This window comes from Streptomyces sp. BK340 (assembly GCF_007827595.1).
GTDB lineage: Bacteria > Actinomycetota > Actinomycetes > Streptomycetales > Streptomycetaceae > Streptomyces.
This window is the reverse complement of the sequence record NZ_VISR01000009.1, coordinates 115,639-138,112: the sequence shown is the minus strand read 5'-3', so window position 1 is coordinate 138,112 and position 22,474 is coordinate 115,639. Positions and strand designations below refer to the sequence as shown.

The window sequence follows — 22,474 nt, the reverse complement described above, 5'->3', positions numbered from 1 at the left end:
AGGACGTGCGTACGCCGGGCAGTACCGGGCGCGAACACTGAGGAGCACCGTTGAGCAGGCTGCGTTGGCTGACCGCGGGGGAGTCCCACGGTCCCGCACTTGTCGCGACGCTGGAGGGGCTTCCCGCCGGCGTGCCGATCACCACCGAGATGGTGGCGGACCACCTTGCGCGGCGGCGGCTCGGCTATGGCCGCGGTGCGCGGATGAAGTTCGAGCGCGACGAGGTCACCTTCCTGGGTGGTGTCCGGCACGGCCTCACCCTCGGCTCCCCGATCGCGGTCATGGTGGGCAACACGGAGTGGCCCAAGTGGGAGCAGGTCATGGCGGCCGACCCGGTCGACCCCGAGATCCTCGACGGTCTCGCCCGCAACGCGCCGCTGACCCGCCCCCGGCCCGGCCACGCCGACCTCGCCGGCATGCAGAAGTACGGCTTCGACGAGGCCCGTCCGATCCTGGAGCGCGCCTCCGCCCGCGAGACCGCCGCGCGTGTGGCGCTCGGCGCCGTCGCCCGCTCCTACCTGAAGGAGACGGCCGGCATCGAGATCGTCTCCCACGTGGTCGAGCTGGCCGCCGCCAAGGCCCCGTACGGCCTCCATCCGACACCGGCCGACGTCGAGAAGCTGGACGCCGACCCGGTGCGCTGCCTGGACGCCGACACGTCGAAGGCGATGGTCGCGGAGATCGACCAGGCCCACAAGGACGGCGACACGCTCGGCGGCGTGGTCGAGGTGCTCGCCTACGGCGTCCCGGTCGGCCTGGGTTCGCACGTGCACTGGGACCGCCGGCTGGACGCCCGGCTCGCCGCCGCCCTCATGGGCATCCAGGCGATCAAGGGCGTCGAGGTCGGCGACGGCTTCGAGCTGGCCCGGGTGCCCGGCTCCAAGGCGCACGACGAGATCGTCGGCACCCCCGAGGGCATCAGGCGGTCCAGCGGGCGCTCCGGCGGCACCGAGGGCGGCCTGAGCACCGGCGAGCTGCTGCGCGTGCGCGCCGCGATGAAGCCGATCGCGACCGTGCCCCGGGCCCTGCAGACCGTCGACGTCTCCACCGGCGAGGCCACCCAGGCCCACCACCAGCGCTCCGACGTGTGCGCGGTCCCGGCCGCCGGCATCGTCGCCGAGGCCATGGTGGCGCTCGTCCTGGCCGACGCCGTCGCGGAGAAGTTCGGCGGCGACTCCGTCCCCGAGACGCGGCGGAACGTGCAGTCGTACCTCGACAACCTCGCCATCCGGTGACCGCCGTGCCTGCGGTAGTACTGGTCGGCCCGATGGGCGTGGGCAAGTCCACCGTCGGGCAGCTGCTGGCCGAGCGCCTCGGGGTCGTCTACCGGGACACCGACGACGACATCGTCGCCGCCGAGGGCCGGGCCATCGCCGAGATCTTCGTGGACGAGGGCGAGTCCGCCTTCCGCGCAATCGAGAAGCGCACGGTGCACACCGCGCTCGCCGAGCACGAGGGCGTCCTCGCGCTCGGCGGCGGGGCGGTCCTCGACGCGGACACACGGGCGCTGCTCGCCGGGCACCGGGTGGTCTACCTCTCCATGGACGTGGAGGAGGCGGTCAAGCGCACCGGCCTGAACGTGGCCCGCCCGCTGCTCGCGGTCAACCCGCGCAAGCAGTGGCGCGAGCTGATGGAGGCCCGCCGTCACCTGTACGAGGAGGTCGCCACCGCCGTCGTGCCGACCGACGGCCGCACCCCCGAAGAGGTCACCCAAGCAGCGCTGGACGCACTGGAGTTGAAGGAAGCATGAGCGAGGCAGTCACCCGGATCCAGGTCGCCGGCACCGCGGGCACCGACCCGTACGAGGTGCTGGTCGGCCGGCAACTCCTGGGCGAGCTGGCCGGGTTGATCGGGCCGAAGGCCAAGCGCGTCGCGGTGATCCACCCCGAGGCGCTCGCCGAGACCGGCGACGCACTGCGTGCCGACCTGGCCGACCAGGGCTACGAGTCCGTCGCCATCCAGGTGCCCAACGCGGAGGAGGCCAAGACCGCCGAGGTCGCCGCCTACTGCTGGAAGGCGCTGGGCCAGTCCGGCTTCACCCGCACCGACGTCGTCGTCGGCGTCGGCGGCGGCGCCACCACGGACCTCGCCGGGTTCGTGGCCGCGACCTGGCTGCGCGGGGTGCGCTGGATCGCCGTCCCGACCACCGTGCTGGCCATGGTGGACGCGGCGGTCGGCGGCAAGACCGGCATCAACACCGCCGAGGGCAAGAACCTGGTCGGCGCGTTCCACCCGCCGGCCGGTGTCCTGTGCGACCTGGCCGCGCTGGACTCCCTCCCGGTCAACGACTACGTCTCCGGTCTCGCGGAGATCATCAAGGCCGGCTTCATCGCCGACCCGGTGATCCTCGACCTCATCGAGGCCGACCCCGAGGCCGCCCGCACTCCGGACGGCCCGCACACGGCCGAGCTGATCGAGCGCTCGATCCGGGTCAAGGCGGACGTCGTCTCCTCCGACCTGAAGGAGTCCGGGCTCCGGGAGATCCTGAACTACGGCCACACGCTCGGCCACGCGATCGAGAAGAACGAGCGCTACAAGTGGCGGCACGGTGCGGCGGTCGCGGTCGGTATGCACTTCGCCGCCGAACTGGGCCGTCTGGCGGGCCGGTTGGACGATGCGACGGCGGACCGCCACCGCACCGTCCTCGAGTCGGTGGGCCTGCCGCTGCACTACCGCTACGACCAGTGGCCCAAGCTGCTGCAGGCGATGAAGGTCGACAAGAAGTCCCGCGGTGACCTGCTGCGCTTCATCGTCCTGGACGGGCTGGCGAAGCCCACCGTGCTGGAGGGCCCGGACCCGGCCGTTCTCCTCGCGGCCTACGGAGAAGTGGGCCAGTAGGAAGCGGTCCAGTAAGTCCTCCACTGTTCCCTTCCGCCCGATTCCCCTTCCGGGCCGGGCACTTCGGACCGCCCCCGGTCGTTTCACCAAACGACGGCCGGGGGCGGTACCGTTCGCTAGGGAGCGGGCTCCGTACCCGCCTGCCAGCGCCAAATGTGTGTACGAGACGGAGTGGCAACGGATGCAGCACGCAGTGGGGTCTCCGCTGCCGCCGCCCCACCGGCCGGGGCAGGGACCGCACGCCGGCTGGGAGCCGGCCGCACACCACCCGGGAGCCCCACAGGGTCCCGCACCCGCGCCTCCGCCGCCACCCGGCTACCCCGGAGCCGGGCCGGGATCCGTGCCTCCGCCCGCTCCCGTGCCGCCCGCGCCTCCGCAGCACGCCCCCGCCCCGCCGCCCGACACGACCGGTCATGTACCGCTGCCGCCCGGCGGCCCGGTCGGTGTGCCCACCGCGCCTCCGGCCGCGGTCGCCGTCCCGGACCCGACGACCACCACCCTGGCGGTCCTGCTGATCGGCCCCGCGGGCGCGGGCAAGACGAGCGTGGCCAAGTACTGGGCCGACCACCGCCGGGTGCCCACCGCGCACATCAGCCTGGACGACGTGCGCGAATGGGTCCGCGCCGGCTATGCGAACCCGCAGTCCGGGTGGAACGACAACTCCGAGGCCCAGTACCGCCTGGCCCGCCGCACCTGCGGCTTCGCCGCCCGGAACTTCCTGGCCAACGGCATCTCCTGCATTCTCGACGACGCCGTCTTCCCGGACCGACCCGTGGTGGGCCTCGGTGGCTGGAAGCGGCATGTCGGCCCCGGCCTGCTGCCGGTGGTCCTCCTCCCGGGCCTCGACATCGTCCTGGAGCGCAACGCCGAACGCACCGGCAACCGCCGCCTCACCGACGAGGAGGTGGCCCGCATCCACGGCCGCATGGCCGGCTGGTACGGCTCGGGCCTCCCGATCATCGACAACTCCCAGCTGGACGTCCCCGGCACGGCCCAAGTGCTGGACGACGTCCTGACCAGGGCCATCGCAAGCCCCCCGAGCTGGTGACCGGCGGGCGGACGGTCCTGTCCGAGGGGTGCGGGGCCCCATCGGCGGGCGGCTTTGCCGCGTGGGCCCGATCGATCCCCGCCGGCCCGCACCCGTAGGCACCACCGACCGCACCCCACTCGGCCCCCACCAACCAGCGCAATCCAGACAAAACTCCTACGATCATCTCATGTCAGAGGTGTACGCGACCCGCCGTGCCCAGCTCAGGGAACGCTGCAACGCGGCCGGCGCCGCGGCAGCGCTCATCTCGTGCCCTGCCAACGTGCGCTACCTCGCCGGCGCGGCACCGCGGGGCTCCGTGCTGCTGCTGGGCAAGAGCGAGGATCTGCTGGCCTGCGCCGGCCCGCTGGACGACCGGCCGACCGAGGGCCGTCCCGACGAGGCCCTGACCGTGCATGTCCTGCCCTCGCCGGGCGGCGACCCCGCGGTCACGGCAGCCGGCCTCGCCGAAGTGCAGGGGGCCGACTCCCTCGCGGTGGAGGAACACCACCTCACCGTCGCCCGCCACCGTGCCGTGTCCGCCGTCGCCCCCGGGCTGCGCCTCGCCGACCTCGGCGGGGCCGTCGAGCAGCTCAGGGTCGTCAAGGACGAGGAGGAGATCTCCTGCCTGCGCATCGGCGCCGAGATCGCCGACCAGGCCCTCGGTGAGCTGCTGGAGTCCATCCTGGTCGGCCGCACGGAACGGCACCTCGCGCTGGAGCTGGAGCGGCGCCTGGTCGACCACGGCGCCGACGGGCCCGCGTTCGCGACATCGGTGGCCACCGGCCCCAACTCCGGCCGCCGCGGGCACCGGCCCACCGACCGCCGCGTGGAGGAGGGCGACTTCCTCTCCGTCTGTCTGGGCGCCACCTACCGCGGCTACCGCTGCGAGATCGGCCGTACCTTCGTCATCGGCACCTCGCCCGCCGACTGGCAGATCGAGCTGTACGACCTGGTTTTCGCAGCCCAGCGAGCCGGACGAGAGTCCCTGGCGCCCGGCGTCGCCTACCGCGACGTCGACCGTGCGGCACGCCAGGTACTGGGCTCCGCAGGCTATGCTGAGGCTTTGCCACCGCTGACGGGACACGGAGTCGGACTCGAAATCGACGAGGACCCGCAGCTGGCCCCTGCGTCCATGGGTAAACTGGACGCTTGCGTGCCGGTCACCGTCGAACCGGGGGTCCACCTCCCGGGCCGGGGCGGCGTCCGGATCGATGACACGCTCGTCGTACGCCCTGAGGCGGACGGCGGACCCGAGCTACTCACCATCACGACCAAGGAGCTGCTCGCGCTCTAGCCTCGCGCTGTGCGCGTGCCCCGGGGTCGTACGTCAGTCCAGGAGATTCCGCAACCGTGGCTTCCACGAACGACCTCAAGAACGGCATGGTGCTCAAGCTCGAAGGCGGCCAGCTCTGGTCCGTCGTCGAGTTCCAGCACGTCAAGCCCGGCAAGGGCCCGGCCTTCGTGCGCACCAAGCTCAAGAACGTGCTCTCCGGCAAGGTCGTCGACAAGACCTTCAACGCCGGTGTCAAGGTCGAGACGGCCACTGTCGACAAGCGCGACATGCAGTTCTCGTACATGGACGGCGAGTACTTCGTCTTCATGGACATGGAGACCTACGACCAGCTGATGGTCGACCGCAAGGCCGTCGGCGACGCCGCCAACTTCCTCATCGAGGGCTTCACCGCCACCGTCGCGCAGCACGAGGGCGAGGTGCTCTTCGTCGAGCTTCCGGCCGCCGTGGAGCTCGTCATCCAGGAGACCGAGCCGGGCGTCCAGGGCGACCGCTCCACCGGTGGCACCAAGCCCGCCACCCTGGAGACCGGCCACCAGATCCAGGTCCCGCTCTTCATCACCACCGGTGAGAAGATCAAGGTCGACACCCGTACGAGCGACTACCTCGGCCGGGTGAACAGCTAACCGTGGCTGCCCGCAACACGGCCCGCAAACGCGCCTTCCAGATCCTCTTCGAGGGCGACCAGCGCGGCGCCGACGTCCTGACGGTCCTCGCGGACTGGATCCGGCTGTCCCGGTCCGACACCCGGCAGCCGCCGGTGAGCGAGTACACGATGCAGCTGGTCGAGGGCTACGCGACCTACGCGAAGCGCATCGACGAGCTGATCTCCCAGTACGCGGTGGGCTGGACGCTCGACCGGATGCCGGTCGTCGACCGGAACATCCTGCGTCTCGGCGCCTACGAGCTGATCTGGGTGGACGAGACCCCGGACGCCGTCGTCCTGGACGAGATGGTGCAGATCGCCAAGGAGTTCTCCACGGACGAGTCGCCCTCGTTCGTGAACGGCCTGCTCGGCCGGCTCAAGGAGCTGAAGCCGTCGCTGCGCCGGGACGAGGCGTAGGCGGTACGGCAGACGCCGGAGGGCCCGCAGCGAGCGCATGCTGCGGGCCCTCCGGCGTTTCCGTGCCCGCGTGCCGTGGAAGTGTCGCGGGAGGGCGGGTGCGGGCCGGCTGTGGCCGGCCCCGGCCGCGCGGCGGAGCCGCACACGGACAAAAGCCGCCGGGGCGCCCCGAACCGTACGGTTCAGGCCACCCCGGCGGCACGTTTCTGCTCAGCTGCTGCAGGCGGTCAGGCCTCTTCGTGGGTGGCCACCGCGCGGCGCGCGTCCGCGTCCAGGACGCCCCAGCTGATCAGCTGCTCGGTCAGGACCGAGGGGGACTGGTCGTAGATGACGGCGAGGGTGCGCAGGTCGTCCTGGCGGATCGAGAGCACCTTGCCGTTGTAGTCGCCGCGCTGGGACTGGATGGTCGCCGCGTAGCGCTGCAGCGGGCCCGCCTTCTCGGCCGGCACGGTGGCCAGCCGCTCCAGGTCCAGGACCAGCTTCGGCGGCGGCTCGGCGGCGCCGCCCGGCGTGGTGCCCGGCAGGAGCTCCTGCACGGGGACGCCATAGAAATCGGCCAACTCGGCGAGACGCTGCACGGTCACGGCGCGGTCACCGCGCTCATATGAACCGACCACCACGGCCTTCCAGCGACCCTGGGACTTCTCCTCGACACCGTGGAGGGAAAGGCCCTGCTGGGTGCGGATGGCCCGGAGCTTGGCCCCGAGCTGTTTGGCGTATTCGCTGGACATATAGCTCCCCGGACACTGTGTCGACGCGGTCGGTTGGGTTTCCCGCCGCGCGGCTGGTAACTCACTGTGAGGTTACGCAGCGTGACTCTCATGCGTCAAGCCGAATGGTCCACACCGACTCTTCCGTGGTAGTGACGGCCGATTGCGCCAGGTGGGTGATCGACGCCCCCTCGGGACCTGCTACCGTTGATGGCGCAAATCCGACGTCCTTTAAGGTCCGTCCCGTGAGGCGGAGAAGGAGGTCCGTTTCGTATGGACTCGCACGCGAACCCGCATGCAACCGATGCCCGGCCCGTACTCGAAGGCCCCGACATCGCACGGGTGCTGACCCGTATCGCCCACGAGATCGTCGAGCGCGCCAAGGGCGCCGACGACGTGGTGCTCCTCGGCATTCCGACCCGGGGCGTCTTCCTCGCCCAGCGGCTCGCCGCCAAGCTGGAGCAGATCACCGACCGCAAGGTCCCCGTCGGCTCGCTCGACATCACCATGTACCGCGACGACCTGCGCATGCACCCGCCGCGTGCGCTGGCCCGCACCGAGATCCCCGGTGACGGCATCGACGGCCGTCTGGTCGTCCTCGTCGACGACGTGCTCTTCTCCGGGCGCACCATCCGTGCCGCCCTCGACGCCCTGAACGACATCGGGCGCCCGCGCGCGGTCCAGCTCGCGGTCCTGGTCGACCGCGGCCACCGCGAACTGCCCATCCGCGCCGACTACGTCGGCAAGAACCTCCCCACGTCGCTGCGGGAGACGGTCAAGGTCCAGCTCGCCGAGGAGGACGGTCGCGACACCGTGCTGCTCGGTGTGAAGCCGGCCGACCAGTAGCAAGTCGGGAGCGCACGGCCGCTTCGGCGTGCCGACACGCGCACCGGTTTGCCCCACTGTGCCCTCTTGGGGGCATCTCCCAGACCCCCGGATCCCGATGAACTGCCTTACGGAGCCTGACAGATGCAGCGTCATCTCATCTCGGCCGCCGACCTCACCCGCGACGACGCCGTCCTGATCCTCGACACCGCCGAGGAGATGGCCCGGGTCGCCGACCGGCCGATCAAGAAGCTGCCGACCCTGCGCGGCCGCACGATCGTCAACCTCTTCTTCGAGGACTCCACCCGCACCCGGATCTCCTTCGAGGCCGCCGAGAAGCGGCTGTCCGCGGACGTCATCAACTTCACCGCCAAGGGCTCCAGCGTGTCCAAGGGCGAGTCCCTGAAGGACACCGCCCAGACCCTGGAGGCGATGGGCGTCGACGCCGTCGTCATCCGGCACGGCGCCTCCGGAGCCCCCTACCGCCTGGCCACCTCCGGCTGGATCGACGCCGCCGTCATCAACGCCGGCGACGGCACCCACCAGCACCCCACGCAGGCCCTGCTGGACGCCTTCACCATGCGCCGCCGCCTGGTCGGCCGGGACGCCGGTCTCGGCCAGGACCTGGCCGGCAAGCGGATCACCGTCGTCGGCGACGTCCTGCACAGCCGGGTCGCCCGCTCCAACGTCGACCTGCTGCACACCCTCGGCGCCGAGGTCACCCTCGTCGCGCCGCCCACCCTGGTGCCGGTCGGCGTCGAGACCTGGCCCTGCGAGGTGTCGTACGACCTCGACAGCACCCTGCCGAAGTCCGACGCGGTGATGATGCTCCGGGTCCAGCGGGAGCGCATGAACGCCGCCTTCTTCCCGACCGAGCGCGAGTACTCGCGGCGCTACGGCCTCGACGGCGAACGCATGGCGAAGATGCCCGAGCACGCCATCGTGATGCACCCCGGCCCGATGGTCCGCGGCATGGAGATCACCGCCGAGGTCGCCGACTCCGAGCGCTGCACCGTCGTCGAGCAGGTCGCGAACGGCGTCTCCATCCGGATGGCCGTCCTGTACCTGCTGCTCGGTGGAAACGAGCCCGCCGTCACCCACACCCGCACCAACGAGGAGAAGTAAGACCCATGAGCAAGATCCTTATCCGTGGTGCGAAGGTGCTCGGCGGCGAGCCGCAGGACGTGCTGATCGACGGCGAGACGATCGCCGAGGTGGGCGCCGGGCTCAGCGCCGAGGGCGCCGAGGTCGTCGAGGCCGCCGGCAAGGTGCTGCTGCCGGGTCTGGTCGACCTGCACACCCATCTGCGCGAGCCGGGCCGCGAGGACTCCGAGACCGTGCTGACCGGCACGCGCGCGGCCGCCTCCGGCGGCTACACCGCCGTGTTCGCCATGGCCAACACCTTCCCGGTCGCCGACACCGCCGGCGTGGTCGAGCAGGTCTACCGGCTCGGCCAGGAGCACGGCTACTGCGACGTCCAGCCCATCGGCGCCGTCACCGTCGGCCTGGAGGGCCGCAAGCTCGCCGAGCTGGGCGCGATGCACGAGTCGGCCGCCGGGGTCACCGTCTTCTCCGACGACGGCAAGTGCGTGGACGACGCCGTGATCATGCGCCGGGCGCTGGAGTACGTGAAGGCCTTCGGGGGTGTCGTCGCCCAGCACGCGCAGGAGCCGCGGCTCACCGAGGGCGCCCAGATGAACGAGGGCGTCGTCTCGGCCGAGCTGGGCCTGGGCGGCTGGCCGGCCGTCGCCGAAGAGTCGATCATCGCCCGGGACGTGCTGCTCGCCGAGCACGTGGGCTCCCGCGTGCACATCTGCCACCTCTCGACCGCGGGCTCGGTGGAGATCGTCCGCTGGGCCAAGTCCCGCGGCATCCAGGTCACCGCCGAGGTGACCCCGCACCACCTGCTCCTCACCGACGAGCTGGTGCGCACCTACAACCCCGTCTACAAGGTCAACCCGCCGCTGCGCACCGAGCGGGACGTGCTCGCCCTGCGCGAGGCGCTCGCCGACGGCACGATCGACATCGTCGCCACCGACCACGCCCCGCACCCGCACGAGGACAAGGACTGCGAGTGGGCCGCCGCCGCCATGGGCATGGTCGGTCTGGAGACCGCGCTGTCAGTGGTGCAGGAGACCATGGTCGACACCGGGTTGCTGGACTGGGCCGGCGTCGCCGACCGCATGTCCGTCAGGCCGGCGCAGATCGGACAGGCCACCGGCCACGGCCGCCCCGTCTCGGCTGGTGAGCCCGCCAACCTCGCCCTCGTCGACACGGAATACCGTGGCTCGGTGGACCCCGCGGGCTTCGCCTCGCGCAGCCGCAACACCCCGTACGAGGGACGCGAGCTGCCGGGCCGTGTCACCCACACGTGGCTGCGGGGCAAGGCCACGCTCGTCGACGGGAAGCTCACGTGACACCTGTAATCCTGCTGGCCGAGGCGCAGAAGTCGGCCGAGGTCACCGACTGGCCCGCCCGTATCGGCTGGCTGATCGGCCTCGCCCTCTTCGTCGCGCTCATCTACTGGCTGATGCGCGAGGGCTGGAAGTGGCGCGGCACGCTCCAGGGCGACCTGCCCGAGCTGCCCAGCGCGCCGGAGCAGCCCGGCGAGGCCAGACTGACGATGAGCGGCCGCTACCACGGCTCCACCACGGCCGGGCAGTGGCTGGACCGCATCGTGGCCCACGGCCTCGGCACCCGCAGCCGGGCCGAGCTCACCCTCACGGACTCGGGTCTGGAGGTCGTACGCCCCGGGGCGACCGACTTCTTCGTCCCCACCGCCGCACTGCGCGGCGCCCGGCTCGACAAGGGCATCGCCGGCAAGGTCCTCACCGAGGGCGGCCTGCTGGTGGTGACCTGGGCCCTCGGGGACAGGCTGATCGACTCCGGCTTCCGCTCCGACCACGCGGCCGAGCACAACGAGTGGGCAGACACCCTCAACCAGATGACCAACGACACGGAAGGCGCACGATGACGACCTCCACCAGGGGAGCTGCCAAGGTTCCCGCCGTACTCGTCCTGGAGGACGGCCGCACCTTCCGCGGCCGCGCCTACGGGGCCGTGGGGGAGACCTTCGGCGAGGCCGTGTTCTCCACCGGTATGACCGGTTACCAGGAGACCCTCACCGACCCGTCGTACGACCGCCAGATCGTCGTCGCGACCGCCCCGCAGATCGGCAACACCGGCTGGAACGACGAGGACGACGAGTCGAGCCGCATCTGGGTCTCCGGCTACGTCGTGCGCGACCCCGCGCGCGTGCCGTCCAACTGGCGGGCCAGGCGCTCCCTGGACGACGAGCTGGTCGCGCAGGGCGTGGTCGGCATCTCCGGGATCGACACCCGCGCCCTCACCCGCCACCTGCGCGAGCGCGGCTCGATGCGCGCCGGCATCTTCTCCGGCGAGGCCGTCGCCCCCGAGGCCGAGCTGGTCGAGCGCGTGCAGGCGCAGCCGCACATGAAGGGCGCGAGCCTCTACGAGGAGGTCGCGACCGAGCAGGCGTACGTCGTCCCCGCGATCGGCGAGAAGCGCTTCACCGTCGCCGCCATCGACCTCGGCATCAAGGGCATGACCCCGCACCGCATGGCCGAGCGCGGCATCGAGGTGCACGTGCTCCCGGCGACGGCCTCCGTCGACGACGTCTACGCCGTCGCCCCGGACGGAGTCTTCTTCTCCAACGGCCCCGGCGACCCGGCCACCGCCGACGGCCCGGTGGCCCTCATGTCCGCCGTGCTGGAGCGCAGGACGCCGCTGTTCGGCATCTGCTTCGGCAACCAGATCCTCGGCCGCGCCCTCGGCTTCGGCACCTACAAGCTGAAGTACGGCCACCGCGGCATCAACCAGCCGGTCCAGGACCGTACGACCGGCAAGGTCGAGGTCACCGCGCACAACCACGGCTTCGCCGTCGACGCGCCGCTCGACAAGGTCAGCGACACGAAGTTCGGCCGCGCCGAGGTCTCGCACGTCTGCCTGAACGACAACGTCGTGGAGGGGCTGCAGCTGCTCGACCAGCCGGCCTTCTCCGTCCAGTACCACCCCGAAGCGGCAGCGGGCCCGCACGACGCCGCCTACCTGTTCGACCGCTTCGTATCCCTGATGGAGGGCCAGCGTGCCTAAGCGCACCGATATCCAGTCCGTCCTGGTCATCGGCTCCGGCCCGATCGTCATCGGCCAGGCCGCCGAGTTCGACTACTCCGGCACCCAGGCGTGCCGCGTGCTGCGGGCCGAGGGCCTGCGCGTGATCCTCGTCAACTCCAACCCGGCGACGATCATGACCGACCCGGAGATCGCCGACGCCACCTACGTCGAGCCGATCACCCCCGAGTTCGTCGAGAAGATCATCGCCAAGGAGCGCCCCGACGCCCTGCTGCCCACCCTGGGCGGCCAGACGGCCCTGAACACCGCCATCTCGCTGCACGAGAACGGTGTCCTGGAGAAGTACGGCGTCGAGCTGATCGGCGCCAAGCCCGAGGCGATCCACAAGGGCGAGGACCGCGACCTGTTCAAGGGCGTGGTCGAGGCCGTCAACGCCAAGATCGGGCACGGCGAGTCCGCCCGCTCGGTCATCTGCCACTCGATGGACGACGTCCTCAAGGGCGTCGGGCAGCTCGGCGGCTACCCGGTCGTCGTCCGCCCGTCCTTCACCATGGGCGGCGCCGGCTCCGGTTTCGCGCACGACGAGGAGGAGCTGCGCCGCATCGCCGGTCAGGGCCTCACCCTCTCGCCGACCACCGAGGTGCTCCTGGAGGAGTCCATCCTCGGCTGGAAGGAGTACGAGCTGGAGCTGATGCGCGACAAGCACGACAACGTCGTGGTCGTCTGCTCCATCGAGAACTTCGACCCGATGGGCGTGCACACCGGTGACTCGATCACCGTCGCGCCCTCGATGACGCTGACCGACCGCGAGTACCAGATCCTGCGCGACATCGGCATCGCCGTCATCCGCGAGGTCGGCGTCGACACCGGCGGCTGCAACATCCAGTTCGCGGTGAACCCCGAGGACGGCCGGGTGATCGTCATCGAGATGAACCCGCGCGTGTCGCGCTCCTCGGCGCTCGCCTCCAAGGCGACCGGCTTCCCGATCGCCAAGATCGCCGCCAAGCTCGCCGTGGGCTACACCCTGGACGAGATCCCGAACGACATCACCCAGGAGACCCCGGCCTCCTTCGAGCCCACGCTCGACTACGTGGTCGTCAAGGCTCCGCGGTTCGCCTTCGAGAAGTTCCCGCAGGCCGACTCCACCCTCACGACCACCATGAAATCGGTCGGCGAGGCCATGGCCATCGGCCGCAACTTCACCGAGGCCTTCCAGAAGGCGCTGCGCTCGCTGGAGAAGAAGGGCAGCCAGTTCACCTTCGTCGGCGAGCCCGGCGACAAGGAAGCGCTGCTGCGCGAGGCCGTGCGCCCCACCGACGGCCGGATCAACACGGTCATGCAGGCCATCCGCGCCGGCGCCACGCCCGCGGAGGTCTTCGAGTACACGAAGATCGACCCGTGGTTCGTGGACCAGCTCTTCCTGATCAAGGAGGTCGCGGACGAGCTGGACGCGGCGCCCGAGCTGACCCGTGACCTGCTCGCCGAGGCCAAGCGGCACGGCTTCTCCGACCAGCAGATCGGTGAGATCCGCGGCCTGCGCGAGGACGTCGTCCGCGAGGTCCGGCACGCCCTCGGCATCCGGCCCGTCTACAAGACGGTCGACACCTGCGCCGCCGAGTTCGCCGCGAAGACGCCGTACTTCTACTCCTCCTACGACGAGGAGACCGAGGTCGCGCCCCGCGAGAAGCCCGCGGTGATCATCCTGGGCTCCGGCCCGAACCGCATCGGCCAGGGCATCGAGTTCGACTACTCCTGCGTCCACGCATCCTTCGCGCTGTCCGACGCCGGGTACGAGACCGTGATGGTCAACTGCAACCCGGAGACCGTCTCCACGGACTACGACACCTCCGACCGCCTGTACTTCGAGCCGCTGACGCTGGAAGACGTGCTGGAGATCGTCCACGCGGAGTCCCTGGCCGGCCCGATCGCGGGCGTGGTCGTGCAGCTGGGCGGCCAGACCCCGCTGGGCCTCGCGCAGGCCCTGAAGGACAACGGCGTGCCGATCGTGGGCACCCCGCCCGAGGCGATCCACGCCGCCGAGGACCGCGGCGCCTTCGGCCAGGTCCTCGCCGAGGCCGGCCTGCCCGCTCCCAAGCACGGCACGGCCACCACCTTCGCCGGGGCCAAGGCCATCGCCGACGAGATCGGCTACCCGGTCCTCGTCCGGCCCTCCTACGTCCTCGGCGGGCGCGGCATGGAGATCGTCTACGACGAGACCCGCCTCGCCTCCTACATCGCCGAGTCGACCGAGATCAGCCCCTCCCGGCCGGTCCTCGTCGACCGCTTCCTCGACGACGCCATCGAGATCGACGTCGACGCCCTGTACGACGGCGAGGAGCTGTACCTCGGCGGCGTCATGGAGCACATCGAGGAGGCCGGCATCCACTCCGGCGACTCGGCGTGCGCCCTGCCCCCGATCACCCTCGGCGGCTTCGACATCAAGCGCCTGCGTGCCTCCACCGAGGCCATCGCGCGCGGCGTCGGCGTGCGCGGCCTGATCAACATCCAGTTCGCGATGGCGGGCGACATCCTGTACGTCCTGGAGGCCAACCCGCGCGCCTCCCGTACGGTCCCCTTCACCTCGAAGGCGACCGCGGTGCCCCTCGCGAAGGCCGCTGCCCGGATCTCGCTGGGCGCGACCATCGCCGAGCTGCGCGCCGAGGGCCTGCTGCCGCAGACCGGCGACGGCGGCGAGCTGCCGCTGGACGCGCCGATCTCCGTCAAGGAGGCCGTCATGCCGTGGTCGCGCTTCCGCGACATCCACGGCCGCGGCGTCGACACCGTCCTCGGCCCGGAGATGCGCTCCACCGGCGAGGTCATGGGCATCGACTCCGTCTTCGGCACGGCGTACGCCAAGTCGCAGGCGGGTGCCTACGGCCCGCTGCCCACCAAGGGCCGCGCGTTCATCTCGGTCGCCAACCGCGACAAGCGCTCGATGATCTTCCCGGCCCGCGAGCTGGTCGCGCACGGCTTCGAGCTGCTCGCCACCTCCGGCACGGCCGAGGTCCTCAAGCGCAACGGCATCAACGCCACGATCGTGCGCAAGCAGTCCGAGGGCACCGGTCCGAACGGCGAGCGGACCATCGTCCAGCTCATCCACGACGGCGAGGTCGACCTCATCGTCAACACCCCGTACGGCACCGGCGGCCGCCTCGACGGCTACGACATCCGTACGGCCGCGGTGGCCCGCTCCGTGCCGTGCCTGACGACCGTCCAGGCGCTCGCGGCGGCCGTCCAGGGCATCGACGCCCTCAACCACGGTGACGTGGGCGTCCGTTCGCTCCAGGAACACGCGGAACACCTGACCGCGGCCCGCGACTAGCAGCCCTGAGGGGGACACCGGAAACGGTGTCCCCCTCTTCGTGAGGACACCATGTACAAGATCTTTTTCAGTCTCGTCTTCAAGCGCATGGACCCCGAGAAGGCCCACTACCTGGCCTTCCGCTGGATCCGGCTCGCGGCCCGCATCCCCGTGCTGCGCACCTTCGTCGCGGCCGCCCTCGCGCCCCGCCACAAGGAGCTGCGCACCGAGGCCTTCGGGCTGCGCATGCACGGCCCCTTCGGGCTCGCCGCCGGCTTCGACAAGAACGCCGTGGCCATCGACGGCATGTCGATGCTGGGCTTCGACCACGTCGAGATCGGCACGGTCACCGGTGAGGCGCAGCCCGGCAACCCCAGGAAGCGGCTGTTCCGGCTCGTCGCGGACCGTGCGCTGATCAACCGGATGGGCTTCAACAACGACGGTTCGCTCACCGTCGCGGCCCGTCTGGCCACACGCGAGCCCGTCTTCAGGACCGTCGTCGGCGTCAACATCGGCAAGACCAAGGTCGTCCCGGAGGCGGAGGCCGTCGGCGACTACGTGAAGTCGGCCGAGCGCCTCGCGCCGTACGCCGACTACCTGGTCGTGAACGTCTCCTCGCCGAACACGCCGGGCCTGCGCAACCTGCAGGCCACCGAGGCGCTGCGCCCGCTGCTCACCGCGGTCCGTGAGGCCGCGGACCGTACGGTGGCCAACCGGCGTGTTCCGCTCCTGGTGAAGATCGCCCCCGACCTCGCCGACGAGGACATCGACGCGGTCGCCGACCTCGCCGTGGAGCTGGGTCTGGACGGCATCATCGCCACCAACACCACCATCGCGCGCGAGGGCCTCGGCCTGAATTCCGCACCCTCGCTGGTGAAGGAGACGGGCGGACTCTCCGGCGCGCCGCTGAAGGCACGCTCCCTGGAGGTCCTGCGGCGCCTGTACGCCCGCGTGGGCGACCGGATCACCCTGGTGGGCGTCGGCGGCATCGAGACCGCCGAGGACGCCTGGCAGCGCATCCTGGCCGGTGCCACGCTGGTCCAGGGGTACAGCGCCTTCATCTACGAGGGCCCCTTCTGGTGCCGTGCCGTCCACAAGGGCCTCGCCGCCCGCCTGCGCACCAGCCCGTACGCCACCCTCGCCGACGCGGTCGGCGCCGACGTGAGGAAGCCCGCATGACCTCGTTCGAGCCCTTCGGTGCCCGTCTGCGCCGCGCGATGGACGAGCGCGGCCCGCTCTGCGTCGGCATCGACCCGCACGCCTCCCTGCTCGCCGAGTGGGGCCTGAACGACGACGTGGCCGGTCTGGAGCGGTTCAGCCGCACGGTCGTCGAGGCGGTGGCCGACCGGGTCGCCGTCATGAAGCCGCAGAGCGCCTTCTTCGAGCGCTTCGGCTCGCGCGGCGTCGCCGTCCTGGAGACGGTGGTCCAGGAGGCCCGTGCGGCCGGCACCCTGGTCGTGATGGACGCCAAGCGCGGCGACATCGGCTCCACCATGGCCGGGTACGCCGAGGCCTTCCTGCACAAGGACGCCCCGCTGTTCTCCGACGCCCTGACGGTCTCGCCCTACCTCGGCTACGGCTCCCTCAGCCCGGCCGTCGCGCTGGCCCGGGAGAGCGGTGCCGGACTCTTCGTCCTGGCCCTCACCTCGAACCCGGAGGGGCCGGAGGTCCAGCACGCGGTCCGCGCCGACGGGCGCACCGTGGGCGCGACCATGCTGGCCCACCTCGCCGCCGAGAACGCGGGCGAGGAGCCGCTGGGCTCCTTCGGCGCGGTCGTCGGCGCCACGGTGGGCGACCTGTCCTCCTACGACCTCGACATCAACGGCCCGCTCCTCGCGCCCGGTGTCGGCGCTCAGGGGGCGACGGCGGCCGACCTTCCCGAGGTCTTCGGGCCGGCGGTGCGCAACGTCGTCCCGAACGTCAGCCGGGGTGTGCTGCGGCACGGTCCCGACGTCGGGGCGCTGCGCTCGGCCACGGAGCGCTTCGCGGAGGAGATCCGGGCCGCTGTCGGCGCCGGCTGAGATCTCCGCCGGGCGTTCCCATGGACGGCACCAGGGCGACTTGAGTGTGAATACATCCTCAAATCGTGGGCAATATGTCCGAAATGTCCGGCCTGGCGGCGGCTGACCAGTACTTTTCCGCTGTTCTCGCTGACTCTGGCGGACTTGCCCGCTAGTCTCCGAGCAGTGGGGACACCTCCCACGCCCTCAAGGCAGTGGGGGGAGAACGGGCAGCGTGTTGCTCGTGGCTCCCCAGGTGTGGGGCGACTAGGTTCCTCACCGGTCCGTATCCGACAGTTCGACATCCGAGGTGACGTAGGCGTGGCTCTTCCGCCCCTTACCCCTGAACAGCGCGCAGCCGCGCTCGAAAAGGCCGCCGCGGCTCGCCGGGAGCGGGCCGAGGTCAAGAATCGACTCAAGCACTCCGGCGCCTCCCTTCACGAGGTCATCAAGCAGGGCCAGGAGAACGACGTCATCGGCAAGATGAAGGTCTCCGCCCTGCTCGAGTCCCTGCCGGGCGTGGGCAAGGTCCGCGCCAAGCAGATCATGGAGCGTCTGGGCATCTCCGAGAGCCGCCGTGTGCGCGGTCTCGGTTCGAACCAGATCGCTTCCCTGGAGCGTGAGTTCGGCAGCACCGGTTCCTGAGTCCGGCTTCTGCCGGACCGGGCGTCCCGGGCACCCCGGGATTGCTGGAATAATCGCTGCATGAGTGAACGTCCGCGGCTGACCGTGCTCTCCGGCCCTTCGGGGGTCGGCAAGAGCACGGTCGTCGCCCATATGCGCAAGGAACACCCGGAAGTCTGGCTCTCGGTGTCGGCCACCACCCGCAAGCCGCGCCCCGGCGAGCGGCACGGAGTCCACTACTTCTTCGTCACCGACGATGAGATGGACAAGCTGATCGCCAACGGCGAGCTGCTGGAGTGGGCCGAATTCGCCGGCAACCGCTACGGCACGCCCCGTGCGGCCGTGCTGGAGCGGCTGGAGAACGGCGAGCCCGTGCTGCTGGAGATCGACCTCCAGGGCGCCCGGCAGGTCCGTGACTCGATGGCCGACGCCCAGCTGGTGTTCCTGGCTCCGCCCTCCTGGGAGGAGCTGGTGCGCAGGCTCACCGGCCGGGGGACCGAGTCGCCCGAGGTCATCGAGCGCCGCCTGGCGGCGGCCAGGACCGAGCTGGCGGCCGAGCCGGAGTTCGACGTGACCTTGGTCAACACCTCCGTCGAGGACGTGGCGAGCGAGCTGCTAGCCTTGATGGACGTTGTGTGATCGTGACTGCCGTCCACCAGCAGGTGCCGGCCGGTCGCACCGACTGAATCTTTCCCATCCATCGGAAGGTAGAGCGTGTCCTCTTCCATCACCGCGCCCGAGGGCATCATCAACCCGCCGATCGACGAGCTCCTCGAGGCCACCGACTCGAAGTACAGCCTCGTGATCTACGCGGCCAAGCGTGCCCGCCAGATCAACGCGTACTACTCGCAGCTCGGTGAGGGTCTCCTCGAGTACGTCGGTCCGCTCGTCGACACCCACGTCCACGAGAAGCCGCTCTCGATCGCACTGCGCGAGATCAACGCGGGTCTGCTGACCTCCGAGGCCATCGAGGGCCCGGCTCAGTAGGAATTTCAGATCGCAGTTGACTTGTCCACAGGCCCGGCAGAGCTCCTGCCGGGCCTGTGGTCTGCCGGGGGTGCGAGGGGGTCGTCCCCCGCAGTGATGCAGCATGGTCTCGTAGGGTTCCGAGCCGGGGAGAGACGACGGTGGACAAGCCGAAGGTCGTACTGGGGGTCAGCGGCGGCATCGCCGCGTACAAGGCCTGTGAGCTGCTGAGAAGGTTCACGGAATCGGGTCACGACGTGCGCGTGGTGCCCACCGCCTCCGCACTGCACTTCGTCGGGGCCGCCACCTGGTCCGCGCTGTCCGGCAACCCGGTCTCCACCGAGGTCTGGGACGACGTCGACGAGGTCCCGCACGTCCGTATCGGCCAGCACGCCGACCTGGTGGTGGTGGCCCCGGCGACCGCCGACATGCTCGCCAAGGCCGCCCACGGCCTCGCCGACGACCTGCTGACCAACACGCTCCTCACCGCCCGCTGTCCGGTCGTCTTCGCGCCCGCGATGCACACCGAGATGTGGGAGCACCCCGCGACCCAGGAGAACGTGGCCACGCTGCGCCGCCGCGGCGCCGTGGTGATCGAGCCCGCGGTCGGCCGCCTCACCGGTGTCGACACCGGCAAGGGGCGGCTGCCCGACCCGGCGGAGATCTTCGAGGTCTGCCGCCGGGTGCTGGCCCGCGGCGCCGTCGAGCCCGACCTCGCGGGCCGCCACGTCGTCGTCTCGGCCGGCGGCACCCGCGAGCCGCTCGACCCGGTTCGCTTCCTCGGCAACCGCTCCTCCGGCAAGCAGGGCTACGCCCTCGCCCGCACGGCCGCGGCGCGCGGCGCCCGGGTGACCCTGATCGCGGCCGACACCGCCCTGCCCGACCCGGCCGGCGTCGACGTCGTCCCGGTGGGCACCGCCTTGCAGATGCGGGAAGCGGTCCTCAAGGCCGCCGCGGACGCCGACGCCGTGGTGATGGCCGCGGCCGTCGCCGACTTCCGTCCCGCCACCTACGCCGCCGGAAAGATCAAGAAGAAGGACGGCCAGGACCCCGCCCCGATCGTCCTGGTGCGAAATCCGGACATTCTCGCCGAGATCTCGGCCGGCCGGGCCCGCCCCGGACAGGTCGTCGTCGGCTTCGCCGCGGAGACGGACGACGTCCTCGAGAACGGCCGCACCAAGCTCGCCCGCAAGGGGTGCGACCTCCTCGTCGTCAACGAGGTGGGGGAGCGCAAGACCTTCGGTTCGGAGGAGAACGAGGCCCTTGTGCTGGGCGCCGACGGCAGCGAGACCCCCGTGCCGCACGGTCCGAAGGAAGCGCTCGCGGACATCGTCTGGGACCTGGTCGCCGCCCGCCTCGGATGACCGCGTTCCGCCGTTCGGAGCCGCCTGATTCAGCCGATCGGTGTCTTCCCGCCACATGACATTCCCCACGACAATGTCGCGTGGCGGCCCTGGCCAAGCCCGCTCGGCATTGTGCAGAATGCCCGTGCCGCAGGTCACAGCGCTCCCGAGAGGCGAGACAGGTGGGCCGGTGGCCGAGTGCGACCGATAAACTGTTGTCGGACGACGCCGGGCGCAGCTCCCGCGTGGTCCGACAATGATCAGCCAGCAGCCGCTGCAACCCCAGGGAGCGTTGTGTCCCGTCGCCTGTTCACCTCGGAGTCCGTGACCGAGGGTCACCCCGACAAGATCGCTGACCAGATCAGCGACACCATTCTCGACGCGCTTCTGCGCGAGGACCCGACTTCCCGGGTCGCGGTCGAGACCCTGATCACCACCGGCCTCGTGCACGTGGCCGGAGAGGTCACGACCAAGGCCTACGCGGACATCGCGACCCTGGTCCGCAACAAGATCCTCGAGATCGGCTACGACTCCTCGAAGAAGGGCTTCGACGGCGCTTCCTGCGGTGTGTCGGTGTCGATCGGTGCGCAGTCCCCGGACATCGCGCAGGGCGTGGACACCGCCTACGAGTCCCGGGTCGAGGGCGACGAGGACGAGCTGGACCGGCAGGGCGCGGGCGACCAGGGCCTGATGTTCGGTTACGCCTCGGACGAGACGCCGACGCTCATGCCGCTGCCGATCTTCCTGGCGCACCGTCTGTCCAAGCGTCTGTCGGAGGTCCGCAAGAACGGCACCATCCCCTACCTGCGCCCGGACGGCAAGACGCAGGTCACCATCGAGTACGACGGTGACAAGGCGGTGCGTCTGGACACGGTGGTCGTCTCCTCGCAGCACGCGTCGGACATCGACCTGGAGTCGCTGCTGGCCCCGGACATCCGTGAGTTCGTCGTGGAGCCGGAGCTGAAGGCGCTGCTGGACGACGGCATCAAGCTGGACACCGAGGGCTACCGCCTGCTGGTCAACCCGACCGGACGCTTCGAGATCGGCGGCCCGATGGGCGACGCGGGTCTGACCGGCCGCAAGATCATCATCGACACGTACGGCGGCATGGCCCGTCACGGCGGCGGCGCCTTCTCGGGCAAGGACCCGTCCAAGGTGGACCGTTCGGCCGCGTACGCGATGCGCTGGGTGGCGAAGAACGTGGTGGCGGCGGGCCTGGCCTCCCGCTGCGAGGTCCAGGTCGCCTACGCGATCGGCAAGGCCGAGCCGGTCGGTCTGTTCGTGGAGACCTTCGGCACCGCCAAGATCGAGGCCGAGAAGATCGAGAAGGCGATCGACGAGGTCTTCGACCTCCGCCCGGCCGCCATCATCCGCGACCTCGACCTGCTGCGTCCGATCTACTCCCAGACCGCGGCGTACGGCCACTTCGGCCGCGAGCTGCCCGACTTCACCTGGGAGCGCACCGACCGCGTGGAGGCCCTGCGCAAGGCCGTCGGGCTGTAAGCCCGCACAGCTCTCTCGCCGAGGCCCGGTCTCCCTTCGGGGAGCCGGGCCTCGGCGTGTGCGCCGTCAGCCGGCGGGGGCCAGCCGGATCCGGCGCAGCACCCGGTCGATCTCCACGATCCTGACCGCCAGCTCCTGCCCCTCGCGCACGGCCTGTCCGTCCAGGTCCGACTCGTGGACCAGACCCTGCGCGGCCTCGCCGACCCGGACGAGGACGCCGAAGGGGGTCACCTCGGTGACCGGACCTGTCACCACGTCCCCCGTGCTCGCGGCGAGTCCGTCCCAGGGGTCTTCCTGGAGGGCCTTCAGCGAGACGACCACTTCACCCTGGTCCGTGTCGATGACGACCACCGCGCCGGTGACCCGCTGTCCGGGCCGGACCACCTCCTCCGGGTGATCGATGCGCGACCAGCTCAGGTCGGGGACGCGGATGAAGCCCGTCCCCGGGTAGGCGGGGTGCCCGGGCTCCCCGTCCAGCCGGACGAAGACCCCGAAGTCGTGCACGGCGGCCACCGTGCCCGTGACGATGTCCCCGCGCTGCCTACCGCGCAGATACCGGTACAGGGCCTCGTCCTCGCACGCCTTGGCGGAGAGCGTGACCAGGCCGCTCCGCTCGTCGACGCCGAACACTTCGGCGGTGATCCGCTGCCCGACCGACACCAGCTCCCCGGGGTCCTCGAACGCGGTCCGCGAGAGGAGATGCCGAGGGATGCTTCCGGTCGGCGCCCGCGGATCGTCCCCGTCGAGCCGCACGAGCACGTCACCCCGCTCGCCGAAGCCGGCCACCGTGCCGGTCCTGACCTCCCCGTCGGGCAGGGCCGCCAGGCGTTCACGGAGCTGTTCGAGCGGGTCGGGAGCGGGTCCGGTCATGGCCGCGAGCCTAGGCGC

22 protein-coding genes are annotated in these 22,474 nt (G+C 70.9%); 20 read left to right on the top strand and 2 right to left on the bottom strand.

Features of this window, described 5'->3' with window-relative positions; genetic code table 11:
* The first annotated feature begins 50 nt into the window (after nt 1-50).
* The 7 genes from aroC (at nt 51) to nusB (ending at nt 6,222) form a co-directional block, all read left to right on the top strand.
* Nucleotides 51-1,235: a chorismate synthase gene (gene aroC, locus FB157_RS18590; protein WP_145881121.1), complete on the top strand. Its 1,185-nt coding sequence runs from the start codon at nt 51-53 to the stop codon at nt 1,233-1,235.
* 32 nt (nt 1,236-1,267) lie between these two features.
* The gene (locus tag FB157_RS18585) at nt 1,268-1,750 is read left to right on the top strand and encodes a shikimate kinase (RefSeq protein ID WP_145881351.1); all 483 of its coding nucleotides are present in this window, start codon (nt 1,268-1,270) and stop codon (nt 1,748-1,750) included.
* On the top strand, nt 1,747-2,838 hold the full coding sequence (gene aroB, locus FB157_RS18580; RefSeq protein WP_145881119.1) for a 3-dehydroquinate synthase: 1,092 nt from the start codon (nt 1,747-1,749) through the stop codon (nt 2,836-2,838). Before FB157_RS18585 ends, aroB begins: the two co-directional genes overlap by 4 nt.
* 181 nt (nt 2,839-3,019) lie before the next feature.
* A complete protein-coding gene (locus FB157_RS18575) occupies nt 3,020-3,886 on the top strand; it encodes a Pro-rich N-terminal domain-containing protein (protein ID WP_145881117.1) in 867 nt (288 codons plus the stop codon).
* A gap of 169 nt (nt 3,887-4,055) precedes the next feature.
* Entirely contained in the window at nt 4,056-5,162 is a 1,107-nt protein-coding gene (locus FB157_RS18570; protein WP_145881115.1) for an aminopeptidase P family protein, read from the top strand.
* A gap of 56 nt (nt 5,163-5,218) precedes the next feature.
* Nucleotides 5,219-5,785, top strand: coding sequence for an elongation factor P (efp, locus tag FB157_RS18565; protein ID WP_015661807.1), 567 nt, complete (start codon nt 5,219-5,221; stop codon nt 5,783-5,785).
* A 2-nt stretch (nt 5,786-5,787) separates the two neighbouring features.
* Nucleotides 5,788-6,222 (top strand): transcription antitermination factor NusB, encoded by a 435-nt coding sequence (gene nusB, locus FB157_RS18560; protein ID WP_145881113.1) that lies wholly within the window; start codon nt 5,788-5,790, stop codon nt 6,220-6,222.
* Between the two features lie 227 nt (nt 6,223-6,449).
* On the opposite strand, the gene bldD is transcribed toward nusB, so the two are convergent.
* A complete protein-coding gene (gene bldD, locus FB157_RS18555; RefSeq protein ID WP_014671524.1) occupies nt 6,450-6,953 on the bottom strand; it encodes a transcriptional regulator BldD in 504 nt (167 codons plus the stop codon).
* Nucleotides 6,954-7,205: 252 nt separating this feature from the next.
* Here bldD and pyrR point away from each other — a divergent pair, with 252 nt between their 5' ends.
* The 13 genes from pyrR (at nt 7,206) to metK (ending at nt 21,586) form a co-directional block, all read left to right on the top strand.
* Nucleotides 7,206-7,778 (top strand): bifunctional pyr operon transcriptional regulator/uracil phosphoribosyltransferase PyrR, encoded by a 573-nt coding sequence (gene pyrR, locus FB157_RS18550; protein WP_145881111.1) that lies wholly within the window; start codon nt 7,206-7,208, stop codon nt 7,776-7,778.
* A gap of 123 nt (nt 7,779-7,901) precedes the next feature.
* Nucleotides 7,902-8,882, top strand: coding sequence for an aspartate carbamoyltransferase catalytic subunit (locus tag FB157_RS18545; RefSeq protein WP_145881109.1), 981 nt, complete (start codon nt 7,902-7,904; stop codon nt 8,880-8,882).
* Between the two features lie 5 nt (nt 8,883-8,887).
* Nucleotides 8,888-10,174 carry a dihydroorotase gene (locus FB157_RS18540; protein ID WP_145881107.1) on the top strand — a complete coding sequence of 429 codons (1,287 nt, stop codon included), beginning with the start codon at nt 8,888-8,890 and terminating at the stop codon, nt 10,172-10,174.
* Nucleotides 10,171-10,731 (top strand): hypothetical protein, encoded by a 561-nt coding sequence (locus FB157_RS18535; RefSeq protein ID WP_145881105.1) that lies wholly within the window; start codon nt 10,171-10,173, stop codon nt 10,729-10,731. The genes FB157_RS18540 and FB157_RS18535 overlap by 4 nt, the downstream gene beginning before the upstream one ends.
* Complete coding sequence (gene carA, locus FB157_RS18530) at nt 10,728-11,870, top strand: glutamine-hydrolyzing carbamoyl-phosphate synthase small subunit (RefSeq protein WP_145881104.1); 1,143 nt, start codon at nt 10,728-10,730, stop codon at nt 11,868-11,870. Before FB157_RS18535 ends, carA begins: the two co-directional genes overlap by 4 nt.
* A complete protein-coding gene (gene carB, locus FB157_RS18525) occupies nt 11,863-15,171 on the top strand; it encodes a carbamoyl-phosphate synthase large subunit (protein WP_145881102.1) in 3,309 nt (1,102 codons plus the stop codon). Before carA ends, carB begins: the two co-directional genes overlap by 8 nt.
* A 51-nt stretch (nt 15,172-15,222) precedes the next feature.
* The gene (locus FB157_RS18520; protein ID WP_145881100.1) at nt 15,223-16,329 is read left to right on the top strand and encodes a quinone-dependent dihydroorotate dehydrogenase; all 1,107 of its coding nucleotides are present in this window, start codon (nt 15,223-15,225) and stop codon (nt 16,327-16,329) included.
* Nucleotides 16,326-17,171, top strand: coding sequence for an orotidine-5'-phosphate decarboxylase (gene pyrF / locus FB157_RS18515; protein ID WP_145881098.1), 846 nt, complete (start codon nt 16,326-16,328; stop codon nt 17,169-17,171). Before FB157_RS18520 ends, pyrF begins: the two co-directional genes overlap by 4 nt.
* Before the next feature lie 300 nt (nt 17,172-17,471).
* Nucleotides 17,472-17,795, top strand: coding sequence for an integration host factor (locus tag FB157_RS18510; protein ID WP_003977346.1), 324 nt, complete (start codon nt 17,472-17,474; stop codon nt 17,793-17,795).
* Nucleotides 17,796-17,855: 60 nt separating this feature from the next.
* A complete protein-coding gene (gmk, locus tag FB157_RS18505) occupies nt 17,856-18,413 on the top strand; it encodes a guanylate kinase (protein WP_145881096.1) in 558 nt (185 codons plus the stop codon).
* 75 nt (nt 18,414-18,488) lie between these two features.
* Nucleotides 18,489-18,761, top strand: a complete 273-nt coding sequence (rpoZ, locus tag FB157_RS18500) for a DNA-directed RNA polymerase subunit omega (RefSeq protein WP_005319902.1) — start codon at nt 18,489-18,491, stop codon at nt 18,759-18,761.
* A gap of 140 nt (nt 18,762-18,901) precedes the next feature.
* Nucleotides 18,902-20,104 (top strand): bifunctional phosphopantothenoylcysteine decarboxylase/phosphopantothenate--cysteine ligase CoaBC, encoded by a 1,203-nt coding sequence (coaBC, locus tag FB157_RS18495; RefSeq protein WP_145881094.1) that lies wholly within the window; start codon nt 18,902-18,904, stop codon nt 20,102-20,104.
* A 273-nt stretch (nt 20,105-20,377) separates the two neighbouring features.
* Complete coding sequence (gene metK / locus FB157_RS18490) at nt 20,378-21,586, top strand: methionine adenosyltransferase (protein ID WP_145881092.1); 1,209 nt, start codon at nt 20,378-20,380, stop codon at nt 21,584-21,586.
* A gap of 66 nt (nt 21,587-21,652) precedes the next feature.
* Here the strand turns inward: metK and FB157_RS18485 are convergent, their stop codons facing one another.
* Complete coding sequence (locus FB157_RS18485) at nt 21,653-22,456, bottom strand: S1 RNA-binding domain-containing protein (RefSeq protein WP_145881090.1); 804 nt, start codon at nt 22,454-22,456, stop codon at nt 21,653-21,655.
* Nucleotides 22,457-22,474: the final 18 nt, after the last annotated feature.

Bases quoted from the DNA above. Each gene is read 5' to 3' on its own strand.
- FB157_RS18575 (WP_145881117.1), top strand. From the start codon at position 3,020: ATGCAGCACGCAGTGGGGTCTCCGCTGCCGCCGCCCCACCGGCCGGGG.
- carA (WP_145881104.1), top strand. From the start codon at position 10,728: ATGACGACCTCCACCAGGGGAGCTGCCAAGGTTCCCGCCGTACTCGTC.
- FB157_RS18585 (WP_145881351.1), top strand. From the start codon at position 1,268: ATGGGCGTGGGCAAGTCCACCGTCGGGCAGCTGCTGGCCGAGCGCCTC.
- FB157_RS18545 (WP_145881109.1), top strand. From the start codon at position 7,902: ATGCAGCGTCATCTCATCTCGGCCGCCGACCTCACCCGCGACGACGCC.
- FB157_RS18570 (WP_145881115.1), top strand. From the start codon at position 4,056: ATGTCAGAGGTGTACGCGACCCGCCGTGCCCAGCTCAGGGAACGCTGC.
- FB157_RS18520 (WP_145881100.1), top strand. From the start codon at position 15,223: ATGTACAAGATCTTTTTCAGTCTCGTCTTCAAGCGCATGGACCCCGAG.
- aroB (WP_145881119.1), top strand. From the start codon at position 1,747: ATGAGCGAGGCAGTCACCCGGATCCAGGTCGCCGGCACCGCGGGCACC.
- pyrR (WP_145881111.1), top strand. From the start codon at position 7,206: ATGGACTCGCACGCGAACCCGCATGCAACCGATGCCCGGCCCGTACTC.
- bldD (WP_014671524.1), bottom strand. From the start codon at position 6,953: ATGTCCAGCGAATACGCCAAACAGCTCGGGGCCAAGCTCCGGGCCATC.
- pyrF (WP_145881098.1), top strand. From the start codon at position 16,326: ATGACCTCGTTCGAGCCCTTCGGTGCCCGTCTGCGCCGCGCGATGGAC.
- FB157_RS18540 (WP_145881107.1), top strand. From the start codon at position 8,888: ATGAGCAAGATCCTTATCCGTGGTGCGAAGGTGCTCGGCGGCGAGCCG.
- FB157_RS18485 (WP_145881090.1), bottom strand. From the start codon at position 22,456: ATGACCGGACCCGCTCCCGACCCGCTCGAACAGCTCCGTGAACGCCTG.
- gmk (WP_145881096.1), top strand. From the start codon at position 17,856: ATGAGTGAACGTCCGCGGCTGACCGTGCTCTCCGGCCCTTCGGGGGTC.